At 63.8% G+C, this 21693-nt stretch carries 19 protein-coding genes and 1 riboswitch; of the genes, 11 read left to right on the forward strand and 8 right to left on the reverse strand.

Annotated features, from left to right (window positions below; genetic code table 11):
* Nucleotides 1–142: 142 nt before the first annotated feature.
* On the forward strand, nt 143–2593 hold the full coding sequence (locus L1073_RS01775) for an acyl-CoA dehydrogenase (RefSeq protein WP_246896527.1): 2451 nt from the start codon (nt 143–145) through the stop codon (nt 2591–2593).
* 46 nt (nt 2594–2639) lie between these two features.
* On the opposite strand, the gene L1073_RS01780 is transcribed toward L1073_RS01775, so the two are convergent.
* The 3 genes from L1073_RS01780 to L1073_RS01790 all read right to left on the reverse strand — a co-directional run bounded on the left by L1073_RS01780 (nt 2640) and on the right by L1073_RS01790 (nt 4724).
* Nucleotides 2640–3032, reverse strand: a complete 393-nt coding sequence (locus L1073_RS01780; RefSeq protein WP_425531560.1) for a septal ring lytic transglycosylase RlpA family protein — start codon at nt 3030–3032, stop codon at nt 2640–2642.
* Entirely contained in the window at nt 3032–4009 is a 978-nt protein-coding gene (locus L1073_RS01785; RefSeq protein ID WP_246896528.1) for an NADPH:quinone reductase, read from the reverse strand. The genes L1073_RS01780 and L1073_RS01785 overlap by 1 nt, the downstream gene beginning before the upstream one ends.
* A 142-nt stretch (nt 4010–4151) precedes the next feature.
* Nucleotides 4152–4724, reverse strand: a complete 573-nt coding sequence (locus tag L1073_RS01790) for a hypothetical protein (protein WP_246896529.1) — start codon at nt 4722–4724, stop codon at nt 4152–4154.
* A gap of 315 nt (nt 4725–5039) precedes the next feature.
* Here L1073_RS01790 and L1073_RS01795 point away from each other — a divergent pair, with 315 nt between their 5' ends.
* From L1073_RS01795 to L1073_RS01825, 7 genes are all read left to right on the forward strand, one after another.
* Nucleotides 5040–5792 (forward strand): glycerophosphodiester phosphodiesterase family protein, encoded by a 753-nt coding sequence (locus tag L1073_RS01795; RefSeq protein ID WP_246896947.1) that lies wholly within the window; start codon nt 5040–5042, stop codon nt 5790–5792.
* A 142-nt stretch (nt 5793–5934) separates the two neighbouring features.
* On the forward strand, nt 5935–6753 hold the full coding sequence (locus L1073_RS01800) for a motility protein A (RefSeq protein ID WP_246896530.1): 819 nt from the start codon (nt 5935–5937) through the stop codon (nt 6751–6753).
* Nucleotides 6750–7592, forward strand: a complete 843-nt coding sequence (locus L1073_RS01805) for an OmpA family protein (protein WP_246896531.1) — start codon at nt 6750–6752, stop codon at nt 7590–7592. The genes L1073_RS01800 and L1073_RS01805 overlap by 4 nt, the downstream gene beginning before the upstream one ends.
* 175 nt (nt 7593–7767) lie before the next feature.
* Nucleotides 7768–9012 (forward strand): NupC/NupG family nucleoside CNT transporter, encoded by a 1245-nt coding sequence (locus L1073_RS01810; protein WP_246896532.1) that lies wholly within the window; start codon nt 7768–7770, stop codon nt 9010–9012.
* A gap of 77 nt (nt 9013–9089) precedes the next feature.
* Nucleotides 9090–9311: riboswitch (cobalamin riboswitch) on the forward strand.
* Between the two features lie 121 nt (nt 9312–9432).
* Entirely contained in the window at nt 9433–11262 is a 1830-nt protein-coding gene (locus tag L1073_RS01815; protein WP_246896533.1) for a TonB-dependent receptor domain-containing protein, read from the forward strand.
* An 89-nt stretch (nt 11263–11351) separates the two neighbouring features.
* On the forward strand, nt 11352–11651 hold the full coding sequence (locus tag L1073_RS01820) for a winged helix-turn-helix domain-containing protein (RefSeq protein WP_246896534.1): 300 nt from the start codon (nt 11352–11354) through the stop codon (nt 11649–11651).
* Between the two features lie 73 nt (nt 11652–11724).
* Nucleotides 11725–12801, forward strand: coding sequence for a PA0069 family radical SAM protein (locus tag L1073_RS01825; protein WP_246896535.1), 1077 nt, complete (start codon nt 11725–11727; stop codon nt 12799–12801).
* Between the two features lie 24 nt (nt 12802–12825).
* Here the strand turns inward: L1073_RS01825 and L1073_RS01830 are convergent, their stop codons facing one another.
* From L1073_RS01830 to L1073_RS01840, 3 genes are read right to left on the reverse strand one after another with little or no spacing between them, the layout of a single operon-like run.
* Nucleotides 12826–13845 (reverse strand): sodium:calcium antiporter, encoded by a 1020-nt coding sequence (locus L1073_RS01830; RefSeq protein WP_246896536.1) that lies wholly within the window; start codon nt 13843–13845, stop codon nt 12826–12828.
* 27 nt (nt 13846–13872) lie between these two features.
* The gene (locus L1073_RS01835) at nt 13873–16194 is read right to left on the reverse strand and encodes a helicase C-terminal domain-containing protein (RefSeq protein ID WP_246896537.1); all 2322 of its coding nucleotides are present in this window, start codon (nt 16192–16194) and stop codon (nt 13873–13875) included.
* Complete coding sequence (locus tag L1073_RS01840; protein WP_246896538.1) at nt 16191–17867, reverse strand: VRR-NUC domain-containing protein; 1677 nt, start codon at nt 17865–17867, stop codon at nt 16191–16193. The genes L1073_RS01835 and L1073_RS01840 overlap by 4 nt, the downstream gene beginning before the upstream one ends.
* 150 nt (nt 17868–18017) lie before the next feature.
* Here L1073_RS01840 and L1073_RS01845 point away from each other — a divergent pair, with 150 nt between their 5' ends.
* Nucleotides 18018–18320, forward strand: a complete 303-nt coding sequence (locus tag L1073_RS01845; protein ID WP_246896539.1) for a hypothetical protein — start codon at nt 18018–18020, stop codon at nt 18318–18320.
* Here the strand turns inward: L1073_RS01845 and L1073_RS01850 are convergent.
* Nucleotides 18274–19182 (reverse strand): oxygenase MpaB family protein, encoded by a 909-nt coding sequence (locus L1073_RS01850; RefSeq protein ID WP_246896540.1) that lies wholly within the window; start codon nt 19180–19182, stop codon nt 18274–18276. The two genes, L1073_RS01845 and L1073_RS01850, sit on opposite strands and share 47 nt — an antisense overlap.
* Before the next feature lie 194 nt (nt 19183–19376).
* Between L1073_RS01850 and L1073_RS01855 the strand changes: the two genes are divergently transcribed.
* Together L1073_RS01855 and cobO are read left to right on the forward strand one after the other, a co-directional pair.
* Nucleotides 19377–20108, forward strand: a complete 732-nt coding sequence (locus tag L1073_RS01855) for a ParA family protein (protein WP_246896541.1) — start codon at nt 19377–19379, stop codon at nt 20106–20108.
* Between the two features lie 73 nt (nt 20109–20181).
* Entirely contained in the window at nt 20182–20781 is a 600-nt protein-coding gene (gene cobO / locus L1073_RS01860; RefSeq protein ID WP_246896542.1) for a cob(I)yrinic acid a,c-diamide adenosyltransferase, read from the forward strand.
* Nucleotides 20782–20803: 22 nt separating this feature from the next.
* Here cobO and L1073_RS01865 read toward each other — a convergent pair whose 3' ends face one another.
* Nucleotides 20804–21667 (reverse strand): cobalamin-binding protein, encoded by an 864-nt coding sequence (locus L1073_RS01865; protein ID WP_246896543.1) that lies wholly within the window; start codon nt 21665–21667, stop codon nt 20804–20806.
* Nucleotides 21668–21693 lie beyond the last annotated feature (26 nt).

Consider the following 21693-nt stretch of genomic DNA (forward strand, 5'->3'; position numbering starts at 1 on the left):
TGTGGCACGGGGCCTCCCGTCAATCTCGAATGACGACTTCTCGCCTGAATGACGGCTTCCACCATGGATGACTGGTCGTCACGACACGAGTACGCTAGGCTAAATTCAAACAAGCGTTAGAAATTAGCCAGGGAGAGTCCGCATGTTGGAACTGTTGCTCATCGTCGTGGCGCTGGCAGGCCTGGTCTGGGTCATGCGTCGGGAGGCAGGCGCCTTGCCGGCGCTGGGGCTGTTGTTGGTTCTCGGTGCCATCGGCATCGTCTTCGGCGCGCTGGTAATAGGCGTGCTGCTGTGGCTCGGTGCCCTGGCCGTGGCAGCCTGCGGACTCCCCACGTTGCGGCGTCGCTGGCTGACTCCACGCCTGTTCGCGGCCTTCAAGAAGTCGGCGCCCAAGGTCTCCGAGACCGAGCGTATCGCCCTCGAAGCGGGTAGCGTAGCGTGGGACGGCGAGCTCTTCTCCGGCCGCCCCCAATGGCAACGGCTGCTGGATTTCGGCACCACGCAGCTGAGCGAGGAAGAGCAGGCTTTCGTCGACCACCAATGCGCCGTGGCCGCCGGCATGTGCAATGCCTGGGAGATCGCCCGCACGCGCGCCGACCTGCCGCCCGAGCTATGGGACTACCTCAAGCGCGAAGGCTTCTTCGGGATGATCATCCCCAAACGCTATGGCGGGCTGGAGTTCTCCGCCAAGGCGCAATCGGCGGTGCTGCAGAAGTTGGCGGTCAACGAGACGCTGATGGTCACGGTGGGCGTACCCAACTCCCTGGGCCCCGGCGAGCTGTTGCTCAAATACGGCACCGAAGAACAGAAGGACCATTACCTGCCGCGCTTGGCGGATGGCCGCGAGATCCCCTGCTTCGGATTGACCGGCCCGCGCGCCGGCAGCGATGCCACCTCGCTGCCCGATGTCGGCGTCGTCTGCCGAGGCAAGCACAACGGCGAGGACGTCCTCGGGCTCAAGCTCACCTTCGAGAAACGCTGGATCACCCTGGCGCCCATCGCCACCGTGGTCGGCCTGGCATTTCGCATGTTCGATCCCGACGGCCTGCTCGGCGACACCGAAGATATTGGCATCACCTGTGCGTTGATCCCGCGCAATACGCAGGGCATGGAGATCGGGCGTCGCCATCACCCTATCGGCAGCCCCTTCCTGAACGGCCCGATTCGCGGTCAGGATGTCTTCATCCCCCTCGACTGGATCATCGGCGGCACCGAGATGGCCGGACAAGGGTGGCGTATGCTGGTCGAATGCCTGTCCGTGGGGCGCTGTATTACCCTGCCCTCCGGTGCCTCGGGCATCGGCCGCTACGCGCTGGGCTGGGCCGGCGGCTATACCCGTATCCGGCGGCAGTTCAACCTGCCCGTCGCCGAGATGGAAGGCGTCCAGGAACCGCTCGCGCGCATCGCCGCGCATGCCTATATCGCCCAGGCAGCGGTCATGCAGACCGCCAACACCATCGACCACGGCGTCAAGCCGGCGGTGCCCTCGGCCATTCTCAAGAGCCAGTTGACCGAATTCCAACGCAATATGCTCGCCGATGCCATGGATGTGCACGGCGGACGCACGGTCACGCTGGGGCCGCGCAACTACCTGGGCATCGCCTATGCCGCCAACCCGGTGTCGATCACCGTGGAAGGCGCCAATATCATGACGCGCAACCTGATGATCTTCGGCCAGGGCGCGATTCGCTGCCATCCCCATGTGCTCGACGAACTGGCCGCCAAGGACAACGACGATCTCCCGGCCTTCGACAAGGCGATTTTCCGTCACGCCGGCATGGTCTTCGGCAATGCCGCGCGTGCCTTTACCCTGGGCCTGGGTATCGGCAAGCCGAACGTTCCCTTCGACGAAATCGCCGCGCCTTACGCGCAGGAAGTCGCGCGCCTGTCCGCGGCCTTCGGCTTGTGCGCCGATGCCGCCATGGCCAGTCTCGGCTCAGGCCTCAAGAAACGCGAGATGCTCTCGGCGCGCCTCGGCGACGTGCTCTCCAATCTCTATCTGGCCTCGATGCTACTCAAGCAGTGGCACGAGTCGGACAACGTCGAACACGAGGCGACGCTGCTGCATTACAGCTGCCGCACGCTGCTCCACCGCGCCGAGCAGGCGTTCATCGAATTGTTCGACAACCTGCCCAACCGGGCCTTGGCGACGACCCTATCGGCCATCGCGATGCCACTCGGGCGGCGCTGGCACAAGCCCCACGACCGCTTCACCCGCGATATCGCCCACGCCGTCTCTACCGATAGCGCCTTGCGTCGCAAGCTGATTGAAAACACTTGGGATACACAGGATGCCGGGCAACAGGACAACCCGCTGGCCCGCTACAATGCCCTGCTCGCCGACAGTGAGCGTGCCGAGCCGCTCTATCGGCGTATTGCCAAAGCCTATGGCAAGGGTGAATTGCCCGCCGAGGCACTGCATCCCGAGCAGCGCGTGGAAGCCGCTTGGGAATCCGGTTTGATCGACGACGCGGAAGCCGACTTCATGCGGCGTTTCGAGGGTGAGGTACTGGAGATGCTCAGCGTCGACGACTTCGCCTTCGATGCCTTCGCTCTCGACAAGGAAAGTGTGGTCTGGCACGACACGGCATGAAAAAAGCGCGGCCGCGCCTCGGTGAGACACGGCCGCGTGGGATGGCTTACGGCAACGGCGTCACGCGTACCGGCGCCGTACCGTCGTCCAGCATGTCCAAGCGCTCGGCGGCACGGCGTGAAAGATCGATGACGCGCCCCTCGGTAAAGGGGCCACGGTCGTTGATGCGCACCGTCACGTGACGATCGTTATCCAGGTTGGTAACGCGCACGCGGGTATCGAACGGTAGATTGCGATGCGCGGCGGTCAATGCCTGGGCATCGTAAGGCTCACCGCTAGCCGTCTGCTGTCCTTGATAGCGATCATGATAGTAGCTGGCCTGGCCACGCTCTGCGGTCGCGCCGGACGTTTCGCCACCGTCGGTGGCACATCCCGCCAACGCCACCATGGCCACCGCCCAGCCCGTGACCACCGTCAGACGGGAGACACGGCCCCACATCAAGGCAGCAGCACCGTCGAACCCGTGGTCTTGCGCGCCGCCAGGGCTTCTTGTGCCTGGGCAGCCTCGCTCAGCGGGTAGCGATTGGCGACATCGATGGCGACCTTGCCACTGGCGATCACTTCGAACAGTTCTGCGGCCATGGCCTCAAAGCGCTCACGCGTGTCGGCATACCCGTTGAGGCTGGGTCGCGTCACGAACAAGGCACCCTTCTGATTGAGGATGCCGATGTTGACGCCTTCGACCGGACCCGAGGCATTGCCGAAGCTGACCATCAGGCCGCGTTTTTGCAAGCAATCAAGCGAGGTTTCCCAGGTATCCTTGCCTACCGAGTCGTACACCACCGGCACCATCTCGCCACCGGTCAGCTCGCGCACGCGTTCGACGACGTTTTCCCGCGTGTAGTCGATGGTCGCCCAGGCGCCGTTGCGCTTGGCCAGTTCGGCTTTCTCGGGCGAACCGACAGTGCCGATCAACTTCACACCCAGCGCCTTCGCCCATTGGCAGGCGATGGAGCCGACGCCGCCTGCGGCGGCATGGAAGAGGATCGTCTCGCCTTCTTTCACCCGATACGTCTGACGCAGGAGATATTGCACCGTCAGGCCCTTGAGCATGGCGGCGGCGGCCGTCTCGTAATCGATGGCCTCGGGCAACGCCACGGCCTTCTCCGCCGGTAACACGTGCTGCTCGGCGTAGGCGCCCAACGCCCCTTGGGCATAGGCGACACGATCGCCCGGCGAGAAGCCTTTCACACCCTCGCCGACCGCGTCGATCTCGCCGGCCCCTTCGGTACCCAGGCCGGACGGCAGGCTCGGCGCGGGATAAAGCCCGGTACGGAAGTAGATATCGATGAAGTTCAATCCCACCGCGCGATTGCGAACGCGGACCTCGCCCGGGCCGGGCTCAACGGGGGTAACGTCGACATATTCCAGGACCTCGGGTCCACCGGTACGCGCGAACTGAATACGTTTGGCCATGTATTCTTCCTTATAAAGCTAACGAATCTGGGCTTTCATCCAAGCGCTGAACGCGCCCCGGGTCAAGCCGTCCCGCCCCGAGAATCCGCCCGGAGTGGCGCATCGCCACTAAAGTCGCATGGCATCGCTCTAGTGAGCGTCGTCACACGCGGCCGTCGAAACGCTCCAGGCCGGCGATGAAACGCGCCTTGTACGACTCGAAGGTCTCGGGCTCACGCTTGAAGGTCTGCACGATGCCCTCGGCATTGAAGCGCAAGGGTTTCGTCAAGGTATCCGGCGTTACTGTTTCATGCTGCGCGGCCAGGCCCAGACGCATGCCATCCGGCATGTCCAGCCATCGGGTGATGCCACAATCGCGAAAGAAGGCTTCGCTGGCCTCGTCGGGAGCATGCACTCGCAGGGGCGCACGCGTGGCCATTTCTCTGACCAGGCGTTTGACATGCTCTTCGTCGCCCCCGGTTTCCGGTGTCGAGAGTAATGTCACTTCCATGCCTTGGCCTTCGATGTCCGAGACCAGCAGCAGCATGGCGAGAATCGTCTGCTGCTCGTCGACCAGGACGAAAATGCGCGCCGCATCCTGCTCGAACAACACCCCCAATGTGCCCGTGAAGGTCACCAGGGGATCGAGCCCGGCTTTTTGGCCATACACATTGGCGCATAGCTGTGCGAGGCACGCCTCGCGGCTTTCCGGGTTCTTAACATGAATGATTTTCATCGGTCTCTCTGCGGTCGGGCGCCGTCTGTCGGCCAAAGCGCCAGACGGCTGATCTCGAAACAAGGCGCGCAGATTAGCATATCCCCGAACGCCGCCCCATGGCGATACGGTCATGATGCTGTCAAAAAGATGTCTCAATCTAGCGGGGCGATCATGCCAACGTGAACGGCACGTTCCAACCACTGAACCAATGCCGACACGACATGCCATAATGCCTATCGGCCATTCGCGAGGTTCGTTGACATGCCACTTTCTTCAAACGGTACCCCCTTGCCGCCGACATCCACCACCCAGCGCGACGCACAAGCCTCGCCGATCAGCGAGACGCGTCTGACGCTACCCCGCACCATCGCGCATCGAGGGCTGTCCGCGCATGCTCCCGAGAACACCCTGGCGGCGGTACGCGCCGCCCATGCGGCCGGATGCCGTTGGGTAGAGCTCGATGTGCAGCAGCTCGGTGATGGCACCCCGGTGATCTGGCACGACGCCGGCGTACGACGCTGCTCCAACGGACGCGGCAAGTTACGCCATCTCGACCTTGCCCAGGCACACCAACTGGATGTGGGCAGCTGGTTCAGCCCGGTGTTTCGCCACGAGCGCATGGCGACGCTCGACGCGATGCTGGCGCTGCTCGTCGAATGTGACATGGGGCTCAACCTCGAACTCAAGATCAGCTACCGGCATGACCCCGCTGCCCTGGCCAAGGCCGTTATTCCGCGCCTGCTGGCAACGCTTCCCCCCTCACGACTGCTGGTGTCCTCATTCGACCGTGACGCCCTGCGCGCGGCCCGCGAGATCGAGACCGACCCACACCGCCTACGCCTGGGGCTGCTCTACGACAAGCTTCCCAAGGGCTGGCGCGCGGATGCCGAAACCCTGCTGGCGTACAGCGTCCACCTCGACTGGCGCAAGCTGAAACCCGCCGCCGCCAGCACCGTACGCGACGCCGGCCTGCGGCTGCTGTGCTATACCGCCAACGACCCGGCGGTTTTTCTACCGCGTTGGGCATGGGGCGTCGACGCCGTGATCAGCGACGACCCGCCTTGTTTCACGGACGCCCTATCCTAGCCATCCTCTAGTCGTTGAAAAGCGCACAAAGCACACGGCAAATACACGCTTTGCACATTCGGGCGGCGCGTATCATGCGTCATGGTGGCCTTGGCCACATCGCTTTATCGCTTTCATGCTGCTCCTGCACCGGACAACGCCCATGAACCCGTCGACCCTGATCGGCATCGCCGCCAGTGTGCTGCTGCTCACCACCGTCGTGCTCTTCACCGCGCAAACACCCAGCAGTTTCTTCAATTTTCCCGGCCTCGCCATCGTCATCACCGGCACGCTGGCCGCCACCTTCATCAGTTATCCCATGCGCGAGGTGGTGCGCGTCTCGCGTCTGGTAGGGCTCGTCTTCCATCGCGAAAACAGTCGCATCGACGACGATATCCAGACGCTGGTATCCATGGCTCGGCACTGGTTTCGCGGCAACATTCGCGCCATCGAGGACGAACTCGAAGATACCCGCAATCCCTTTCTGCGTACCGGGGTATCGCTGGTCATCGCCAATACCCAGGACGACGAGATTCACGACGTCCTGCGTTGGCGCATCGCACGCATGCGCGCACGTGAATACGCCGAGTCTCAGATCTTCCGCACCATGGCCACCTACGCCCCGGCGTTCGGCATGCTGGGCACCCTGATCGGCCTGATCAACATGCTCGAGGTGATCGACGGCGGCGACTTGACGGTGATCGGCCCACGTCTCGCCATCGCCTTGATGTCGACGTTCTACGGCATTCTGCTCGCCAACCTGTTCTTCAAGCCGATTGCGGTGAAACTGGAACGCCGCACCGAGGAGCGTCTGATCGAAATGCACATGGTCATGGAAGGAGTGATGCTGATCGCCAAGCGCCGCCTGCCGTCGTTCGTCGAAGACACGCTGAATTCCTTCATGGCCGAGCATCAAGACGAAATACGCGATGCGTCTCCACGTACGTCCAAGCAGTCACGTGAGGAGGAAACGGTGGCATGAGCCGTGCGACGCATCGCTACGCCATCGACGCCGGCGATACCTTGATCGCCCCCGTGAATCACGCGGGCGATCAAGGCGGCGGCTGGCTGATGAGCTATCTCGACATGCTCACCCTGCTGATCACCTTGTTCGTGCTGCTATTGGCACTCACCGGCAACGACGACAGCAGCGCCAGCGACGAGGCGCTCGCCTTCCCGGCCCTGGGCGTGCCTACGCTGCAGGCGCCCGCCTGGTCGCCAAACTTCTATGTCCCGCCACGCTCGAACAAACGCTACGTTCCACCGCGTGACACCGCTTTCTATACGCCGCCACCAATGCCGCCGCGCCCGCCACGCGTGATCATGGTCAATCCGGCCCCCGCCCAGAACCTGATGGCGAGCGTCGAAGCTTCACGCGATACCCGTCGCGTGCGCCAGTTGACGAGTACGCTCAAGCCCTTGATCGATGGCGTGGTCGTGACACAAAGTGCCCAGACACTGAACTTCCGCATCGAGAATCGCCTGCTCTTTTCCAGCAGCCGCGCCGGCCTCACCGACGCAGGCCGCGAGGTACTGCGTCAGTTGATGGACTCGCTGCAGCAATACGAGGGCGATATCACCATCGAGGGGCATACGGATAGCCGGCCCATCGCCACCGACCGCTTCCCCTCCAACTGGGAGCTCTCGACAGCGCGCGCCACCGCCGTCTTGCGATTCCTGGTCGAGGAAGGACTCGACAGCGACGAGCTACGCGCGGTGGGCTATGCCGACACGCATCCGCTAAAAAGCAATGCCACGCCCGAAGGGCGTGCGGCGAATCGGCGTGTCGAACTGGTCCTGCATGAACCCGAAAGCCAATGACGCCCCCTCACATCGGTCAGCGATCCTGATAAAGTACGCACCCTTCGAGGCGACCCCACGGTCGCCTCACGCGTGCCACCCCACCCAAGCGCCTTCTCGGTCCCGCGTGAAGGTAGCGGTATCGGCATCATGGCCGCACTTCTCGTAACCCAGACCGAGTATTCAGGAGTATTCGATGCAAACCCTCATGGGGCTCGTCGGCGTGGTCGTCGTCCTGCTGATCGCCCTCGCCTTGTCCGAAAACCGTCGAGCCATTCGTCTGCGCACCGTCACCGGGGCGTTTGCCATCCAAGCCGGTCTTGGCCTGTTCGTGCTCGCCATCCCCTTCGGACAAAGCATTCTTCTGGGCCTCACCAATGCCGTGCAGTCGGTCATCGACAGTGCCCAGGCGGGTATGGATTTCGTCTTTGGCGGCCTGGTCAGCGACACCATGTTCGAGGTCTTCGGCGACGGCGGTTTCGTCTTCGCCCTGCGCGTGTTGCCCATCATCGTGTTCTTTTCTTCACTGGTCGCCGTGCTCTATTACCTGGGCATCATGCGCTGGGTGATCAAGCTGATGGGCGGCGCGCTACAGAAGCTGCTGGGCACTTCACGCACGGAATCGCTTTCCGCCGCCGCCAATATTTTCGTCGGGCAAACCGAAGCGCCGATGGCCGTGCGTCCTTACCTCTCGCGCATGACACGCTCCGAGCTTTTTGCGGTGATGGTCGGCGGCCTGGCCTCGGTGGCCGGTAGCGTACTCGGCGGTTATGCGGCGATGGGCATCTCGCTGGAATATCTGCTGGCCGCCTCGTTCATGGCAGCGCCGGGCGGGCTACTGATGGCCAAGCTCATGGTGCCCGAAACCGAACCCCAATCTCAGCAATTGGAAGACGTCATCGACGGTGAGGACGGCGAGGCGCCCGCCAACGTCATCGAAGCGGCGGCCAACGGTGCCGCCTCCGGCGTCCAGTTGGCCCTCAACGTGGGCGGTATGCTATTGGCCTTCATCGCCCTGATCGCACTGGGCAACCAGATCCTGGGCGGTATCGGCGACTGGTTCGGTTATCCGGACCTGACCCTGGAACTGCTGCTTGGTTATCTGTTCGCGCCCTTGGCGTTCTTGATCGGCGTTCCCTGGGAGGAAGCGATCCATGCCGGTAGCTTCCTGGGCCAGAAACTGGTGCTCAACGAATTCGTCGCCTTCGCCAACCTCGCCGCCGACCCGCAAGCCCTGAGCGCGCATGCCCGCGCCATCGTCACTTTCGCGCTCTGTGGTTTCGCCAATCTCGCTTCCATCGCCATCCTGATGGGCGGTCTCGGCATGATGGCGCCCAGTCGCCGCAGCGATATCGCGCGGCTAGGGCTCAAGGCCGTCGCCGCCGGCACGCTTTCCAACCTGATGAGCGCGACACTCGCCGGCGTATTCCTCTCTCTCTGACGGATTGTGCCTCTCCGTATGCCGGTCGCGCCCGCCACGACCGGCATTTGACTTCCCCGGGACCGCCAAGCAGAATCCTCGCCCGTCGAGATTCAGGTGCTCGGGAAGCGGGTGAAAATCCCGCACTGCCCCCGCAACGGTAATCGCGCCCCATCGGAAATCGTCGCTGCAATCACCATCGCGCAGCGACCGCCACTGCTCTTTGATTAGCTCGAGTGGGAAGGCGTTTCCGCCCGGTGTCGGAGCTTCTCCGCCGCCAGCGCGTCAGTCCGGAGACCGGCCTGGTTCTCAGCACTGGCTGATGCGGAGGGCTTCGCCAGTGGCGACCGTTGCATTCACGCCGTCCAGGCGAGGCGATGGCGTCACCTCTTGTCCTCCTCATCGCGTAACTCGTTTCTTACGCTGATGAGGCGTTTTTCTATGTTGCATAAAAAGAATCTGCTGTGGCTGACCCTCGTAGTGGTGGGCAGCGCACAGGCGCAGGGCGATCAACGACTGTCCGACCTTCAGGTCACCGCCAACCGACTCCCCCAATCGCAAAGCGATGTGCTGGCCAGCACCACCGTCATCGACCGCGATGATATCGAACGCAGCCAGGCCGGCTCGATCATCGATCTGCTGCAGGGCCGCGCGGGCATTGAAATAGCCCAGAACGGTTCACCCGGCACGACCTCCAGCCTGTTCATGCGTGGCACTGAATCCGACCACAGCCTGGTGCTGGTCGACGGCGTGCGCGTCAACTCGGCGACCAGTGGCGGTGCCAGCCTGGAAATGCTGCCACTCGAAGCCATCGAGCGTATCGAGATCGTGCGTGGGCCGCGGGCTGCGGCCTATGGGGCCGACGCCATCGGCGGGGTCATCCAGGTCTTCACGCGGCACGGCACGGATACCGGCACCCAGGGCGGGCTCAAGGCCAGCGCGGGCAGCGACAGCACACAACGCCAGAGCGCCTGGGTCGCCACCGGCGATGACGACACCCGCTTGAACGCTTCCCTCTTTCACCGCGATGGCGACGGCTTCAATGCCACCCAGGCTGACGACAGCGGCGAACGTGACGGCTTCGAGCGCGAAGGCGCGCAACTGGGGTTGTCGCATCGCATCAACGATGACGTCGATGTGAGCGTCAATGCGCTGCGCCAGAACTTCGAAGGCGAATACGACAACTGCTCGTTTCCCGCTTCTCAGGACTGTGTCACCAAAGGCTATCTGCAGTCCTTCGGCGCTCAGCTCGATGTCCAGCTCCAGCCGGACTGGCAGATGCAGATCACTGCGGGGCATTTCGACGAGCAGCGTGAAGAGCGCTATGACGGCGAACGCCAGAGCCTGATCGAGAGTCATCGCGATGAGGTCGGGCTTCAGCACCGCTTCACCCGCGCCAACGGCGTGGATGTGCTGGGTGTCGATTATCGTCATGACAGTGTCGACTTCGACTCCGCCAGTCCCTATACCGGCGATTACCTCAGGGACAGCCGCGAAAATATCGGCATCTACGCCATGATGCAGCGCACCTATGGCGCCCACGAGCTTTCCGGCTCCTTGCGCTATGACGATGACTCGCTGTTCGGCGACGAAACCACCGGCAGCCTGGGCTATGCCTATCGCCTCACGCCGTTTCAGCGCCTCGGCGCCAGCTTCTCCACGGCCTACAAGGCGCCCAACCTGATCGACCTTTATGGGCCCTACGGCACCAATCCCGACCTCGATGCGGAAACCGCCAAGAATCTCGAGGCGTTCTGGGCCTTTGAGCGCGACAACTGGCACACGCGCGTGACCGTCTTCGACAACCATATCGATGACTTGATCGGCTACGACCCCAATACGGCCATTCCCTACAACGTCGACGAAGCCCGTATTCGAGGGATCGAACTCAGCGGCGGCTGGCAAACTGGCGGCTTGACCCTCAGCGCCAGCCTCACGCATCAGAATCCAGAGGACCGAGACACTGGCGAGCGTCTGCAGCGTCGTGCCCGGACCTTCGGACGTCTGGATGCCGACTATGCCGTAGCCGACTGGTCATTCGGCACCACCTTGCGCGCGGCGGGCGACCGGCGCGATACCGACTTCGTTACCTATGGCAATACCACGACCGCCGGCTACGGCGTGGTCGACCTGCGGACCAGTTGGCAGGTTACGCCCATGGTCGAGCTCTCGGCCAAGATGGAGAACGCCTTCGACAAGGAGTACCAACTGGTCGATGGCTACAATACCCAGGATCGCTACGTGGAAGGCGGCGTGACACTGCGCTTCTGATTCGCTTCTTGCTACACGAGTAGTGCATGCGCCCTGCCCCTCCATGGGGTAGGGCGTTATGCTGTAGGGCCCTTTACAGGAGAACGCTCATGGCGCTGAGCAAGACCCAAAGCAGCTTTTATCGCCGCTTATATGTCGCGCACTTGATCGCCGACGGCACCGCCAGCATCCCGGCGCTGATCGAGGCCACGGGCATGCCCCGCCGCACCGCTCAGGATACCGTCACCGCGTTGACCGAGTTGGATATTCACTGCGAATTCGAGCAGCAAGCCGGGGCTCGGCATCATATCGGCCGCTATGTCATCCGCGACTGGGGGCCCATCGACCCGACATGGGTCGCCGCGCATGCGGCGCGTTTGCGCGAGGCGCTGGGCTATCCGCCGGTATGACACCACACCGGTCGGGTTGAACACGTCTCCATGATACCTATACTGTCAATATATACAGTCAAGGCATTGCATGATGACGACGCCCAGAGACCGTTCCCAGGCCCGCAAGGGACGCGGCGCGACCTTCGACCCCCATAATCGCTTTGCGCCCACGCTCAGCGAGGCCGTCGACGACGGCTGGTGGCAGGAAGAAGCGCCGGTACGGCTGGCGACTCAGGTGCGCGACGAGCCCGCCAAGAGTGCGCTGTCCTGGAATCATTCGCCGGATCTGTCCTTCGATCGCTCGCTGAATCCCTATCGCGGTTGCGAACACGGCTGCATCTACTGCTACGCACGTCCCAGCCACGCCTATTGGGACATGTCGCCAGGCCTCGACTTCGAAACCAAGTTGATTGCGCGCACCGGCATGGTCGAGCGGCTACGTGACGAACTCGACAAACCCGGCTACGTCTGTCGGCCCATCAATCTATCGGGCAACACCGATTGCTATCAGCCGCTGGAGGCCGAGCGCGGCACCACCCGGGCACTGCTGGAACTGCTGCTGGATACTCGCCACCCCGTCACGCTGGTCACCAAGAGCGCCTTGATCCTGCGCGACAAGGCCCTGCTCGCCGAAATGGCCGAGCACCGCCTGGTACGTGTCTTCGTCAGCCTGACCAGCCTCGACGACGACCTCAAGCGCACGCTGGAACCGCGCACAGCGGCGCCGCGCACGCGCCTCAAGGTCATCCGCGAACTCAGCGAGGCGGGCATTCCCGTGGGTACCTTGATTTCGCCGGTGATTCCGGGACTGACCGATCACGAACTCGAATCCCTGCTGGAAGCCGGACACGACGCCGGTGCGCGCACCGCCGCCTGGATGCTGCTACGCCTGCCGCATGAGGTAGCGCCGCTGTTCGAGACTTGGCTCAACGAGCATTACCCACTGCGTGCCGACAAGGTCATGAGCCTGATCCGCCAGTGCCGTGGCGGCGAGGAGTACGATGCCCGCTTCGGCCATCGCATGCGCGGCGAAGGCGTCTTCGCGGAACTTCTGGCGCAGCGTTTTCGCACCACCTGCCGCCGCCTGGGCATCGGCAACCGTACCGAGATGGGGCTCGATACTAGCGCCTTTCGCGCCCCGCACGCCCAGGGCGAGCTGTTCGACTGAGCGGTCCGCCGCCGTGAATGCGACTCAGGCGGCGTCGTGGAAAACCATCGCCACACCCGCCCCGTACAACAGCACCAGCGCCACGCTCTCGAAGCCGATGCGCGCCGGGCCGTGTTTCTCGCGCCGCACAAGTCCCAGCAGCAACACCGCCGTCATCAACACCGATAGCGCGATCCACAGCAATGTCTGGTCGGAAACGGCGTGATAGATCGAACCGTCGCGGTAAGCGATATCGGAAGCCGCCGCAAACAGCGTATCGAAGGCGTTGCCGCCGATGATCCCGCCCACGGCCAGGGTCAGTGCACCACGACGCACGGCGGCCACGGCAGTCACCAGTTCGGGCAAGGAGGTCGCGACCGAGGTCAGCAGTATGCCCACGGCGGTCTGGCTCATGCCCGTTTCAGCTGCCAGCGTCGTCGCTGCTTTCTCCATCACCCAGCCGGACACGCCCAGCAACAAGGCCAGAACGGCGAATCCGCTCCACAGCCGCGTCAAGGAATAGCGCTGGGCGTCGTCATCCGGTGCATCCTCGCGGGTTTCACGCGTGCGTCGCGGCATCCACATCGGCTGGCTACGCACTTCATCGATGATACGCAACCCATACATATAGCCCAGAAACAGCAGCGGCGTGACCGGGTGAATCCCCCAGAATGTCCACTCCGGCGAATAACGCGCCACCAGCAGCATACCCAGCAGGCACATTAACAATGCGCCCTGTGCCAGATTGCCGATGGAAGCCGCCGCATGCTCGAGGTTGACACGTCGCAGCGCCACATCGGCGACGGTAAGAAACAGTGTCTGTGCCGCGATCCCGCCAACGGCGTTACTCATCGCCAGCTCGGGCTGGCCCTTCCAGGCCGCCGTCACCGACAGCACGATGCCGGATAACGAGGTCGCCATGCCCATCAGCACCGCCCCGGCAATGGCCTCGCCCATGCCGGTACGATCGGCCAGCGTATCCACCACGCCGGTCAGGCGCGTCCCGACCACTCCGATGACCAGCGCACACACGGCGAATAGCGCCACACTCAGCATCAAGCTCATATTACTCGTCCTTGAGACATGTGCGCCCTACCCTAAAGAAGCGCCGCCCGGGTTGCGAGGCGGCGCGTCAACGTCTTGGGTGACGTGCCACCATGACGGCAGTAACGCCTGAATGCGGGGTTCGGCGAAGCGGTCGTCGATCAGGTGAATCGTACCCCGATCCTCGCGGGAGCGAATCACGCGTCCGGCGGCCTGAATCACCTTCTGTACCCCGGGGTAGACGTAGGCATAGTCATAACCGGCGCCGAACATCGCCTGTAGATAGCGTCGACGCTGCTCGTTGACCGCATTGACCTGCGGCAGCCCCAGGGTGGCGATGAAGGCGCCGATCAGTCGCTCGCCCGGCAGATCGATGCCCTCGCCGAAGGCCCCGCCGAGTACCGCAAACCCGACCCCATGCCCGTCCGACGTGAAGCGCGCCAGGAAATTCGTCCGCGCGGTTTCGTCCATGCCCCGCGCCTGTTGCCATTGCGGCACCTCAGGGTGCAACTCGCGCAAACGCGCGGCGACATCCTCCAGATAGGCGAAGCTGCTGAAAAAGGCCAGATAATTGCCTGGCCGACGCGCATAGGTTGCAGCGATCAGGTCGGCGATGGGCGCCAGCGATGCCGAGCGGTCGCGAAAGCGCGTGGAAATGTGCCGGGCGATATGCACGTTGAGTTGTTCCTTGGCGAAGGGCGACGCCACGTCCAGCCATACGCTATCCTCGGGCAGCCCCAGCAGGTCGCGCTGATAACACTCGGGCGTGAGGGTGGCCGAAAACAGCACGTTGGCATGCGCGGCCTTGAAACGCGGGGTCAACAATGGCGCCGGCACGATGTTGCGCAGACTCAGGCGCGCATGGCGCAAGCCACGGTGGCCCGGACGCATGGCGATATCGCAGACGAAGTGGCGGTCGAACAGTTCAGCGATGCGCACCGTCTTCAAGGCATCGAAATAGAAACGCTGCAAGGCCGGTGACAAGGTATATGGCGGTTCGGCCGCCACTTGCCCGATCGTCCCCACCAGGCGCTGCAACGCCGCCAGCCACGCTTCGGGCAAGTGTTCGAGCGCGGTATGTTCGTTGACGCACTCGCGGCCCAGCGCATTCCACTCACGGTTGAGTTGCTTGAGTGCGGCGCTGACACCGGCGGGTTTGTCGCGGATCAGGGCGCGCAGGTCGCCTTGATCGAGGCTGGCGCTGTACATGTCCCGCGCGCGTTCGACCAGATTATGTGCCTCGTCGACCAGCAGGCCCAGACGCCAGTCGTTGGCCTGGGCCAACAGATGCAGCAAGCCGCCGCTGGCGAAGTAATAGTGATAATCGCCGACCGTGACATCGCTCCAGCGCGCCATTTCCTGGCCTAGGTAATACGGGCAGACATCATGCGCCAGGGCGGTATCGCGCAGGCGCGCGCGATCCCAGTCACCACTGGCGATCAATGCGCGGCGTGCATCCGGCAGCTTATCGAAGAAGCCCGCCGCCAATGGGCAGGACTCGCCGTGACAGGCAAGATCGGGATGCTCGCAGGCCTTGTCGCGCGCGGTCAGCTCCAGCACGCGCAGTGGGGACGTTTCCACCACGGGCTTCAGCGCATCCAGCGCCAGCTGGCGTCCGGGGGTCTTGGCGGCGAGATAACACAGGCCATCGAGACGCTGGGTCGGCATCGCCTTGAGCATCGGGAAGAGCGTCCCCAGGGTCTTGCCGGTGCCCGTCGGCGCCTGGGCCAGTAGCGAGCGCCCGGTACTCGCCGCCTTGTAGACATTTTCCGCCAGCGTGCGCTGCTCGCCCTGCCAGCTCGCATGCGGGAAACGCAGCGCCGCAAGCGCCTCGTCACGTGCCAAACGGTGCGCCGTCTCCTGCAGCGCCCAATCGAGAAATGCCGCGCACTGCGCCTCGAAAAAATGACGCAAGGTATCGCGGTCCACCCGCTCGACAAGCGGTGTCTCGACCTGGCGGGCGATATCGAAATACACCAGCGCCAGCTCGAGTTCGTCGAGGCCTCGCGCCTCGCACAGTAGCCAGCCATAAAGGCGCAATTGGGCCCAATGCAGATGGCGATGATGCTCGGGCTGACGCGTCAGGTCGCCGCGATGGGTCTTGATCTCTTCCAGGCGTCCGCGTTGCGGGTCAAAGCCATCGGCGCGCCCACGCACACGCAAGCCGTGCCCGGCAGCGCTCCAATAGACACCGCTCAGGGCAACTTCGCTCTCGTAATGCGATGCGCGACGCGAGGCCACCCGGGCATGCCCTTCGATGCCCTCTTCAGCGCTGGGCGACGGCGTGAACCGCAAGTCGAGATCGCCGCGCTTGGCGGTGAAATCGCACAGGGTGCGCACCGCCACCGTATAATCCACTGCCTCGTTCATGACGCCCACGTCACATGGCAGACATCGAGAGGCATGTCGTGACGAGCGCAGAATGCCAGCCACCGGCGTTGATTGTCCTGCAGGCGATCGCCCGGCCCCTTGACCTCGATCATCCGGTAGCCGCCCTGTTCAGGGCGGAACTGGATCAGATCCGGCATTCCCGCGCGATTGGCACGCACATCGCGCAGCAGACGCTCGAACCACAGCCGCAAATGCGCCGCCGGCAGGCAGGCCAGCGCCATCTCCAGCAACCCTTCATCGAGCGCCTCCCAGTGCACGAAGGCGGATTCGAGCCCGTGCTTGGCATGGTAGGTACGCCGAATCACGGCGCGATAACCCTGTTCGCCCTCGGGCACCTCGAGACGCGCCAGGCAGCGGGCGAAGAGCGTCTCGCGGCGCGACGCGAACTCCGGGCGCAGCAGGTCCGCAGGGGCACGCTGGAAGGGATGAAAGAAGGCCCCGGCAAGCGGAGCGAATATCGCCTCCCAGCACAGCAGACCGAACAGCGCATTGATCAGCGCATTCTCGACGTAGTACACCGGCATCGACGCGCACGACAGATGCTCCGCCACGGCGCGTTCCACCGAGGCCGTGCGCGGCAGCGTCATCTCCAGGCGCGCCGGCGCCGGCTCCTCGGTCACGGATGGCGGCGCGAGGGCGAGGCGGCGATGCAGGCGCGGTAACAGGCGGTCCAACTGCTGACGTTCGCTCTCGCTTTCCGGCGCCGCCGCAGCCTGGTTGGCCAACGCCAGGGCCTCGGCGTGGCAATCCTGGCGTTCCAGCATGCGCAGGCGACGCCCGCGTGCCCCGGGGTGAACACTCTGCGCGTAGAGGCCTTCCGCCGCTGCCAGCTCACCTTCGCGCTCACGCGCCCGGGCCAGCAGGAACAGCAACTTGCCGCGGCGGTTTTCCAGCCATGGATTGGCATTCGCCGGCGGCACGTCGTCGAGTATGGCGGCGATGGGCTCGCCGGCCTCCAGACGCTCGCGGCAGGCGTGTAGATGCGTATAGGTGTGGATGTCTTCGCGCCGCTGAAAGGCCCGCGAGGCCGGGCTCAGCGGCACCCGCTCGAAGCGACGGACGCCGAGATCGGCGAGCACGAACTCGCTCCAGTCCTGATGCAGATTGCCGAAGAACATCAGGCGCAGACGCTCGCACAGTGCCATGCGCGTCATGCGCACTACGTTGAAGTAAATCGCGGGGCACCACACCGTCATCGGGTGCTCGCCAAGGCCGGCCTCGGTGAGCACCTCGAGCATGTCCGCCTTGCGCGCGCCACGCGTGAGGCCGTGATCGCGCAACAGCCCGTGCAGGTAGCGGCCGATCTCGGCCTTGGTCAGCAAGTGCCACAACGCGGACACCGACAAGCGCGGGTCGTCTTCCACCCACCCACGCTCGATCAACGGCGCCAGGGCCGTGGCCGGCGGCCCGATTTCCGCATAGTCGAGTCGGTCGTCACGGAAGGTATCGCCCTTGCGCATGACCATGCGTACCCACAGCGCCTGAGAAGGCTCGGGCAAAGTTTCAAAGTGGGCGAGAAAGTCACGCTCGGCGTCATCGAACAAATCCGCATAGCACGCCTCGATCCAGCGCAAGGCGCTGCGGAAGTTATGCAGATAATAAAGCGGATCGTCGAGGGACGCGGGGCGCGGCGGGAGCGGCGTAGCGTTCATGAACGCATGATAGCAACCGCGTCTTGGCGACCCAAGCAGCGCACGCTCTACCCGGCGATATAGCGGAGCGCGACATTGCGTCGCCCTGCTACCCGGCCCTGCTTTGTTATACTCACGACACGCATTCAATCGACGCAGAAAGAGCCCACCGTGAAAGATACATCCTCTCCTCGCCGCGCCAGTCGTAAAGGCTGCCTGGGCCTGATCGTCGGCGCCATCGCCTTCATCGTCGCGGTCTACGCCGTCATCATCTATTTCATCAGCCAGGGCGCGACCCCGGAAGACGAAGCCGGCGAGGAACGCGGTATCGCGCAGTGCTGGCAATCGATGGCGGAACCGACGATGACCGACCGCGAGCGGCATACCACCGAAGAACGCTGTCAGGAGATGACCGAGCAATTCGAGGTCAAGTACGGCCATCCTCCGTCGGTGACCCAGCCGCCGTCGTCGTAGCGGCGACGCGTCGCCGGGCACGGCTCGAGGCGCCATTGCGCACCGCCCAGCGCATGATCGGTAGCAACCGATTCACGCCCGCCCGCACGCTATGGCGCTGCCAGCGCGGCATGTCGCGGTGGGCCATCTCGGCCGCCCAGAGCGGTAACAAGTCGACACCGGCGCGCATCGTCAGCGCCACCAGCGGCCGCGCCAAGGCGTGCGGGGCCGGCGCTCCGATCAGCAGTCTAAAGACCTCGGCGGTGCGCGCATCGAAGCAAAGCTGAGGACGCATCGCCTCGAGATAGGCATCGGTATCGACTCGCGTGCGCGGCACATCACGCGCACCCAACGCTTCAGCGATATATGAGACTTCGGCGTAGTAACGGTCCTGGTCGGCAACGCTCAGTTCAGGATTGCGATAACGCAGATGCGCGGCGAGAAAGCGACTGACCTCGGCGACATGCACCCAGGTCAGCAAGTCCGGATCGTTGGCGGTATAGGGCCGGCCATCAGGCGCGGTGCCCGCCACCTCGTCGTGGATACGGCGGACCCGGTCGATGAGACGCTCGGCATCCGCCGTGGAGGCGAAGGTGGTCGCGGCAATGAACTGGCTGGTGCGACGCAACCGGCCGAGCATGTCGTCGCGAAAGTTGGAATGATCCCACACCCCGGCCAGCGCCAGCGGATGCAGCATCTGCAACATCAGTGAACTGATGCCGCCGCACAGCATCGAGGTGAAATCGCTATGCACGCGCCAGCACACACTCTGCGACCCGAACAAGCCAGGGTCGCCCGGTGGGTGCTCATAATCGATATCGCCCAGCGCCATGCCGGTCACGCCCATGATCTGGCGCTCGATACGCCGCCTCAGTACTTCCACCGCCGCCTCCCGTGTCTCAGGGTTGCACTCCCCTCGATGCCTGACGATCATCACACAATGAAAGGACACCCATGATAGCGCGTTATGTGCCAACGGATCGCTGGCACAATCGTCGATAAAGCGTTTGACTGACACATGAATGTCACAACTGGCTGTCACCGTGCCCCACGCGCCACTGCCCGGGAGAAATCGTGATGAAAATGCTAGCCATCTACAGTATCAAGGGCGGCGTGGGCAAGACCGCCTCCGCCGTCAATCTGGCCGCGCTGGCAAGCCAGGCCGGGCATCGCGTACTGCTCTGGGATCTCGACCCACAAGCCGCCACCACCTTCTATCTACGCGTCAAGCCCAAGATACGCGGTGGCGTGGACAAGCTCGTCAAGGGCAAGGCCTCATTCGACAAGGTCATTCGTACCAGCGAGATACCCGACCTCGACCTGCTGCCGGCATCGTTCGGCTCGCGAGAGATGGATCACCTGCTCGAGGGCCGCAAGCTCAGCCGGCTACGCAAGATCCTCAAGCCCATTCACGACGATTACGACCTGGTGATACTCGACTGCCCACCGAGCATTTCCACGCTCTCCGAGCATGTTTTCTCGAGCGTCGACGCCCTGCTGGTGCCCACCGTGCCGACGACGCTTTCGCTGCGCACCCTGGAACAACTGCGCGAGCACCTCGACGAGACCGATCATTCTTGTCCGGTCTGGCCCTTTTTCACGCTCGCCGATCGCCGCAAGAAACTCCATCTCGAGGTCATGGCCACGCTGAATCAGGACTGGCCACTCATGCTGACCACGACCATCCCCAATGCCAGTGCCGTCGAGCGCATGGGGCTCGAGCGCGCGCCAATCACGCAGTTCGCACGTTCATCCCCTGCGGCCCGCGCCTATCGTAGCCTGTGGCGAGAACTCGAACAGCGCCTTTAAACCACGTGCGTCTGCAACATTGTGGTGCGGGCCTGAGGCGCGTTACGTTGCCTCTTTTATCCAGGAACATCTCATGACCGACCGCCAGTCCCGCCATCGCAATGCCATGCGCAACCTCAAGTCGCATGTCGACGAGAAAGTCGCCGCCGCCACCAAACAGCGCGGTCTGCTGCTGGTTTTTACCGGCAACGGCAAAGGCAAGACCACCGCCGCCTGGGGAACCGTCACCCGCGCCCTCGGCTACGGCTATCGGACCGGCGTGGTGCAGTTCATCAAAGGCATGTGGGAATGCGGCGAGCGCGAACGCCTCGAGAGCGATCCCAACCTGAGCGTGCATATCATGGCCACCGGCTTCACCTGGGAAACCCAGAACCGTGAGTCGGACACTCAGGCCTGCCAGGCCGTGTGGGTGGACGCCCAACGCCTGCTGAGCGATCCCGAGGTTTATCTCGTGGTGCTCGACGAAATCACCTATATGCTCAAGTTCGGCTATCTCGACATCGCTACGGTTCGCGAGGCGCTGGCCAACCGACCCGCCGAGCAGACGGTGATCGTCACCGGGCGCAATGCCCATCGCGAACTGCTCGACATGGCCGATACCGTCACCGAGATGCAGGAAGTGCGCCACGCCTTCAATGATGGGATCCAGGCACGCCGCGGCATCGATTATTGAATCGCCTCTCTATTGAGCCCCCTCAGGAAGGGCCAGTCGCTCGCTCAAGTGCACGACATACCTGTTCGACGCCTTCGACAAGGCGTGGACCGGGACGGCTGATGAGATCGGGGTCGAGGGTGTAGAGGTGGCTATCGCGCACCGCCGGCAACCAGCCGTGGCCTTGCCAGGTGCGCTGCCAATCATCGCTCCGCGCAGCCGAGAGAATCACCTCGGGCCGCGCCTCGATCAGCGCTTCACGCCCGATCTCGGGCACCAGCACCGGGCGCTCGGCGAACAACGGCTTCCCACCGCAATGGCGGATCGCCTGAGTGATGATATGCCCATCGCCCAGCGTGGTCAGCGGGTTGTGCCCCAATTGATAGAACACGCGCGGCGTTTCCTTGAGCGTTTGCCGCGACGCGGCGAGGCGTGACTCGAATGCCTCGGCCGCACGCTCCGCCGCCTGCGCGTGACCGGTGAGACGGCCCAGATCACGCAGGTCCTCCGCCACGTCGTCGAGCCGGCGTGGCTCGCTTTCGTAGACCGGCACGCCGAGCGCCTCGAGACGCTCTACCACGCTACGCGGCGTGCCGCTGCGCCAGGTCACGACAAGGTCCGGGTCGCGCGACATGATGGCTTCCAGCGGGATGCCTCGATAACTGCCCACGCGGGGTACCTGCTTGGCTGCCTGGGGATAATCGCTGCCCTGCAGCACTCCCACCAGCCGTTCGCCGGCCTCTAGCGCATAGAGCATTTCCACGATATGCGGTGCCAACGCCACGACGCGCTCGGCGGGGGCTTCGAGCGTGACCGTGTTGCCGGCATCGTCGGTCACCTCGAGCGCCGCCAATGCCGTGCTCGGCGATAACAGCGCGGTCATCGTCAGCAGATATGCAAGAAACAAGCAAATACGACGCAACCTCACGACTC

This window comes from Chromohalobacter nigrandesensis (assembly GCF_023061285.1).
Lineage (GTDB): Bacteria > Pseudomonadota > Gammaproteobacteria > Pseudomonadales > Halomonadaceae > Chromohalobacter > Chromohalobacter nigrandesensis.

What these genes read in the sequence shown, in the direction of transcription:
- L1073_RS01785 (WP_246896528.1), bottom strand. Translation starts at nt 4,009, where the DNA reads ATGGCCAAACGTATTCAGTTCGCGCGTACCGGTGGACCCGAGGTCCTG.
- L1073_RS01775 (WP_246896527.1), top strand. Translation starts at nt 143, where the DNA reads ATGTTGGAACTGTTGCTCATCGTCGTGGCGCTGGCAGGCCTGGTCTGG.
- L1073_RS01780 (WP_425531560.1), bottom strand. Translation starts at nt 3,032, where the DNA reads ATGTGGGGCCGTGTCTCCCGTCTGACGGTGGTCACGGGCTGGGCGGTG.
- L1073_RS01790 (WP_246896529.1), bottom strand. Translation starts at nt 4,724, where the DNA reads ATGAAAATCATTCATGTTAAGAACCCGGAAAGCCGCGAGGCGTGCCTC.
- L1073_RS01835 (WP_246896537.1), bottom strand. Translation starts at nt 16,194, where the DNA reads ATGAACGAGGCAGTGGATTATACGGTGGCGGTGCGCACCCTGTGCGAT.
- L1073_RS01830 (WP_246896536.1), bottom strand. Translation starts at nt 13,845, where the DNA reads ATGAGCTTGATGCTGAGTGTGGCGCTATTCGCCGTGTGTGCGCTGGTC.
- L1073_RS01800 (WP_246896530.1), top strand. Translation starts at nt 5,935, where the DNA reads ATGAACCCGTCGACCCTGATCGGCATCGCCGCCAGTGTGCTGCTGCTC.
- L1073_RS01815 (WP_246896533.1), top strand. Translation starts at nt 9,433, where the DNA reads ATGTTGCATAAAAAGAATCTGCTGTGGCTGACCCTCGTAGTGGTGGGC.
- L1073_RS01855 (WP_246896541.1), top strand. Translation starts at nt 19,377, where the DNA reads ATGAAAATGCTAGCCATCTACAGTATCAAGGGCGGCGTGGGCAAGACC.
- L1073_RS01820 (WP_246896534.1), top strand. Translation starts at nt 11,352, where the DNA reads ATGGCGCTGAGCAAGACCCAAAGCAGCTTTTATCGCCGCTTATATGTC.
- L1073_RS01840 (WP_246896538.1), bottom strand. Translation starts at nt 17,867, where the DNA reads ATGAACGCTACGCCGCTCCCGCCGCGCCCCGCGTCCCTCGACGATCCG.
- L1073_RS01810 (WP_246896532.1), top strand. Translation starts at nt 7,768, where the DNA reads ATGCAAACCCTCATGGGGCTCGTCGGCGTGGTCGTCGTCCTGCTGATC.
- L1073_RS01805 (WP_246896531.1), top strand. Translation starts at nt 6,750, where the DNA reads ATGAGCCGTGCGACGCATCGCTACGCCATCGACGCCGGCGATACCTTG.
- cobO (WP_246896542.1), top strand. Translation starts at nt 20,182, where the DNA reads ATGACCGACCGCCAGTCCCGCCATCGCAATGCCATGCGCAACCTCAAG.
- L1073_RS01825 (WP_246896535.1), top strand. Translation starts at nt 11,725, where the DNA reads ATGACGACGCCCAGAGACCGTTCCCAGGCCCGCAAGGGACGCGGCGCG.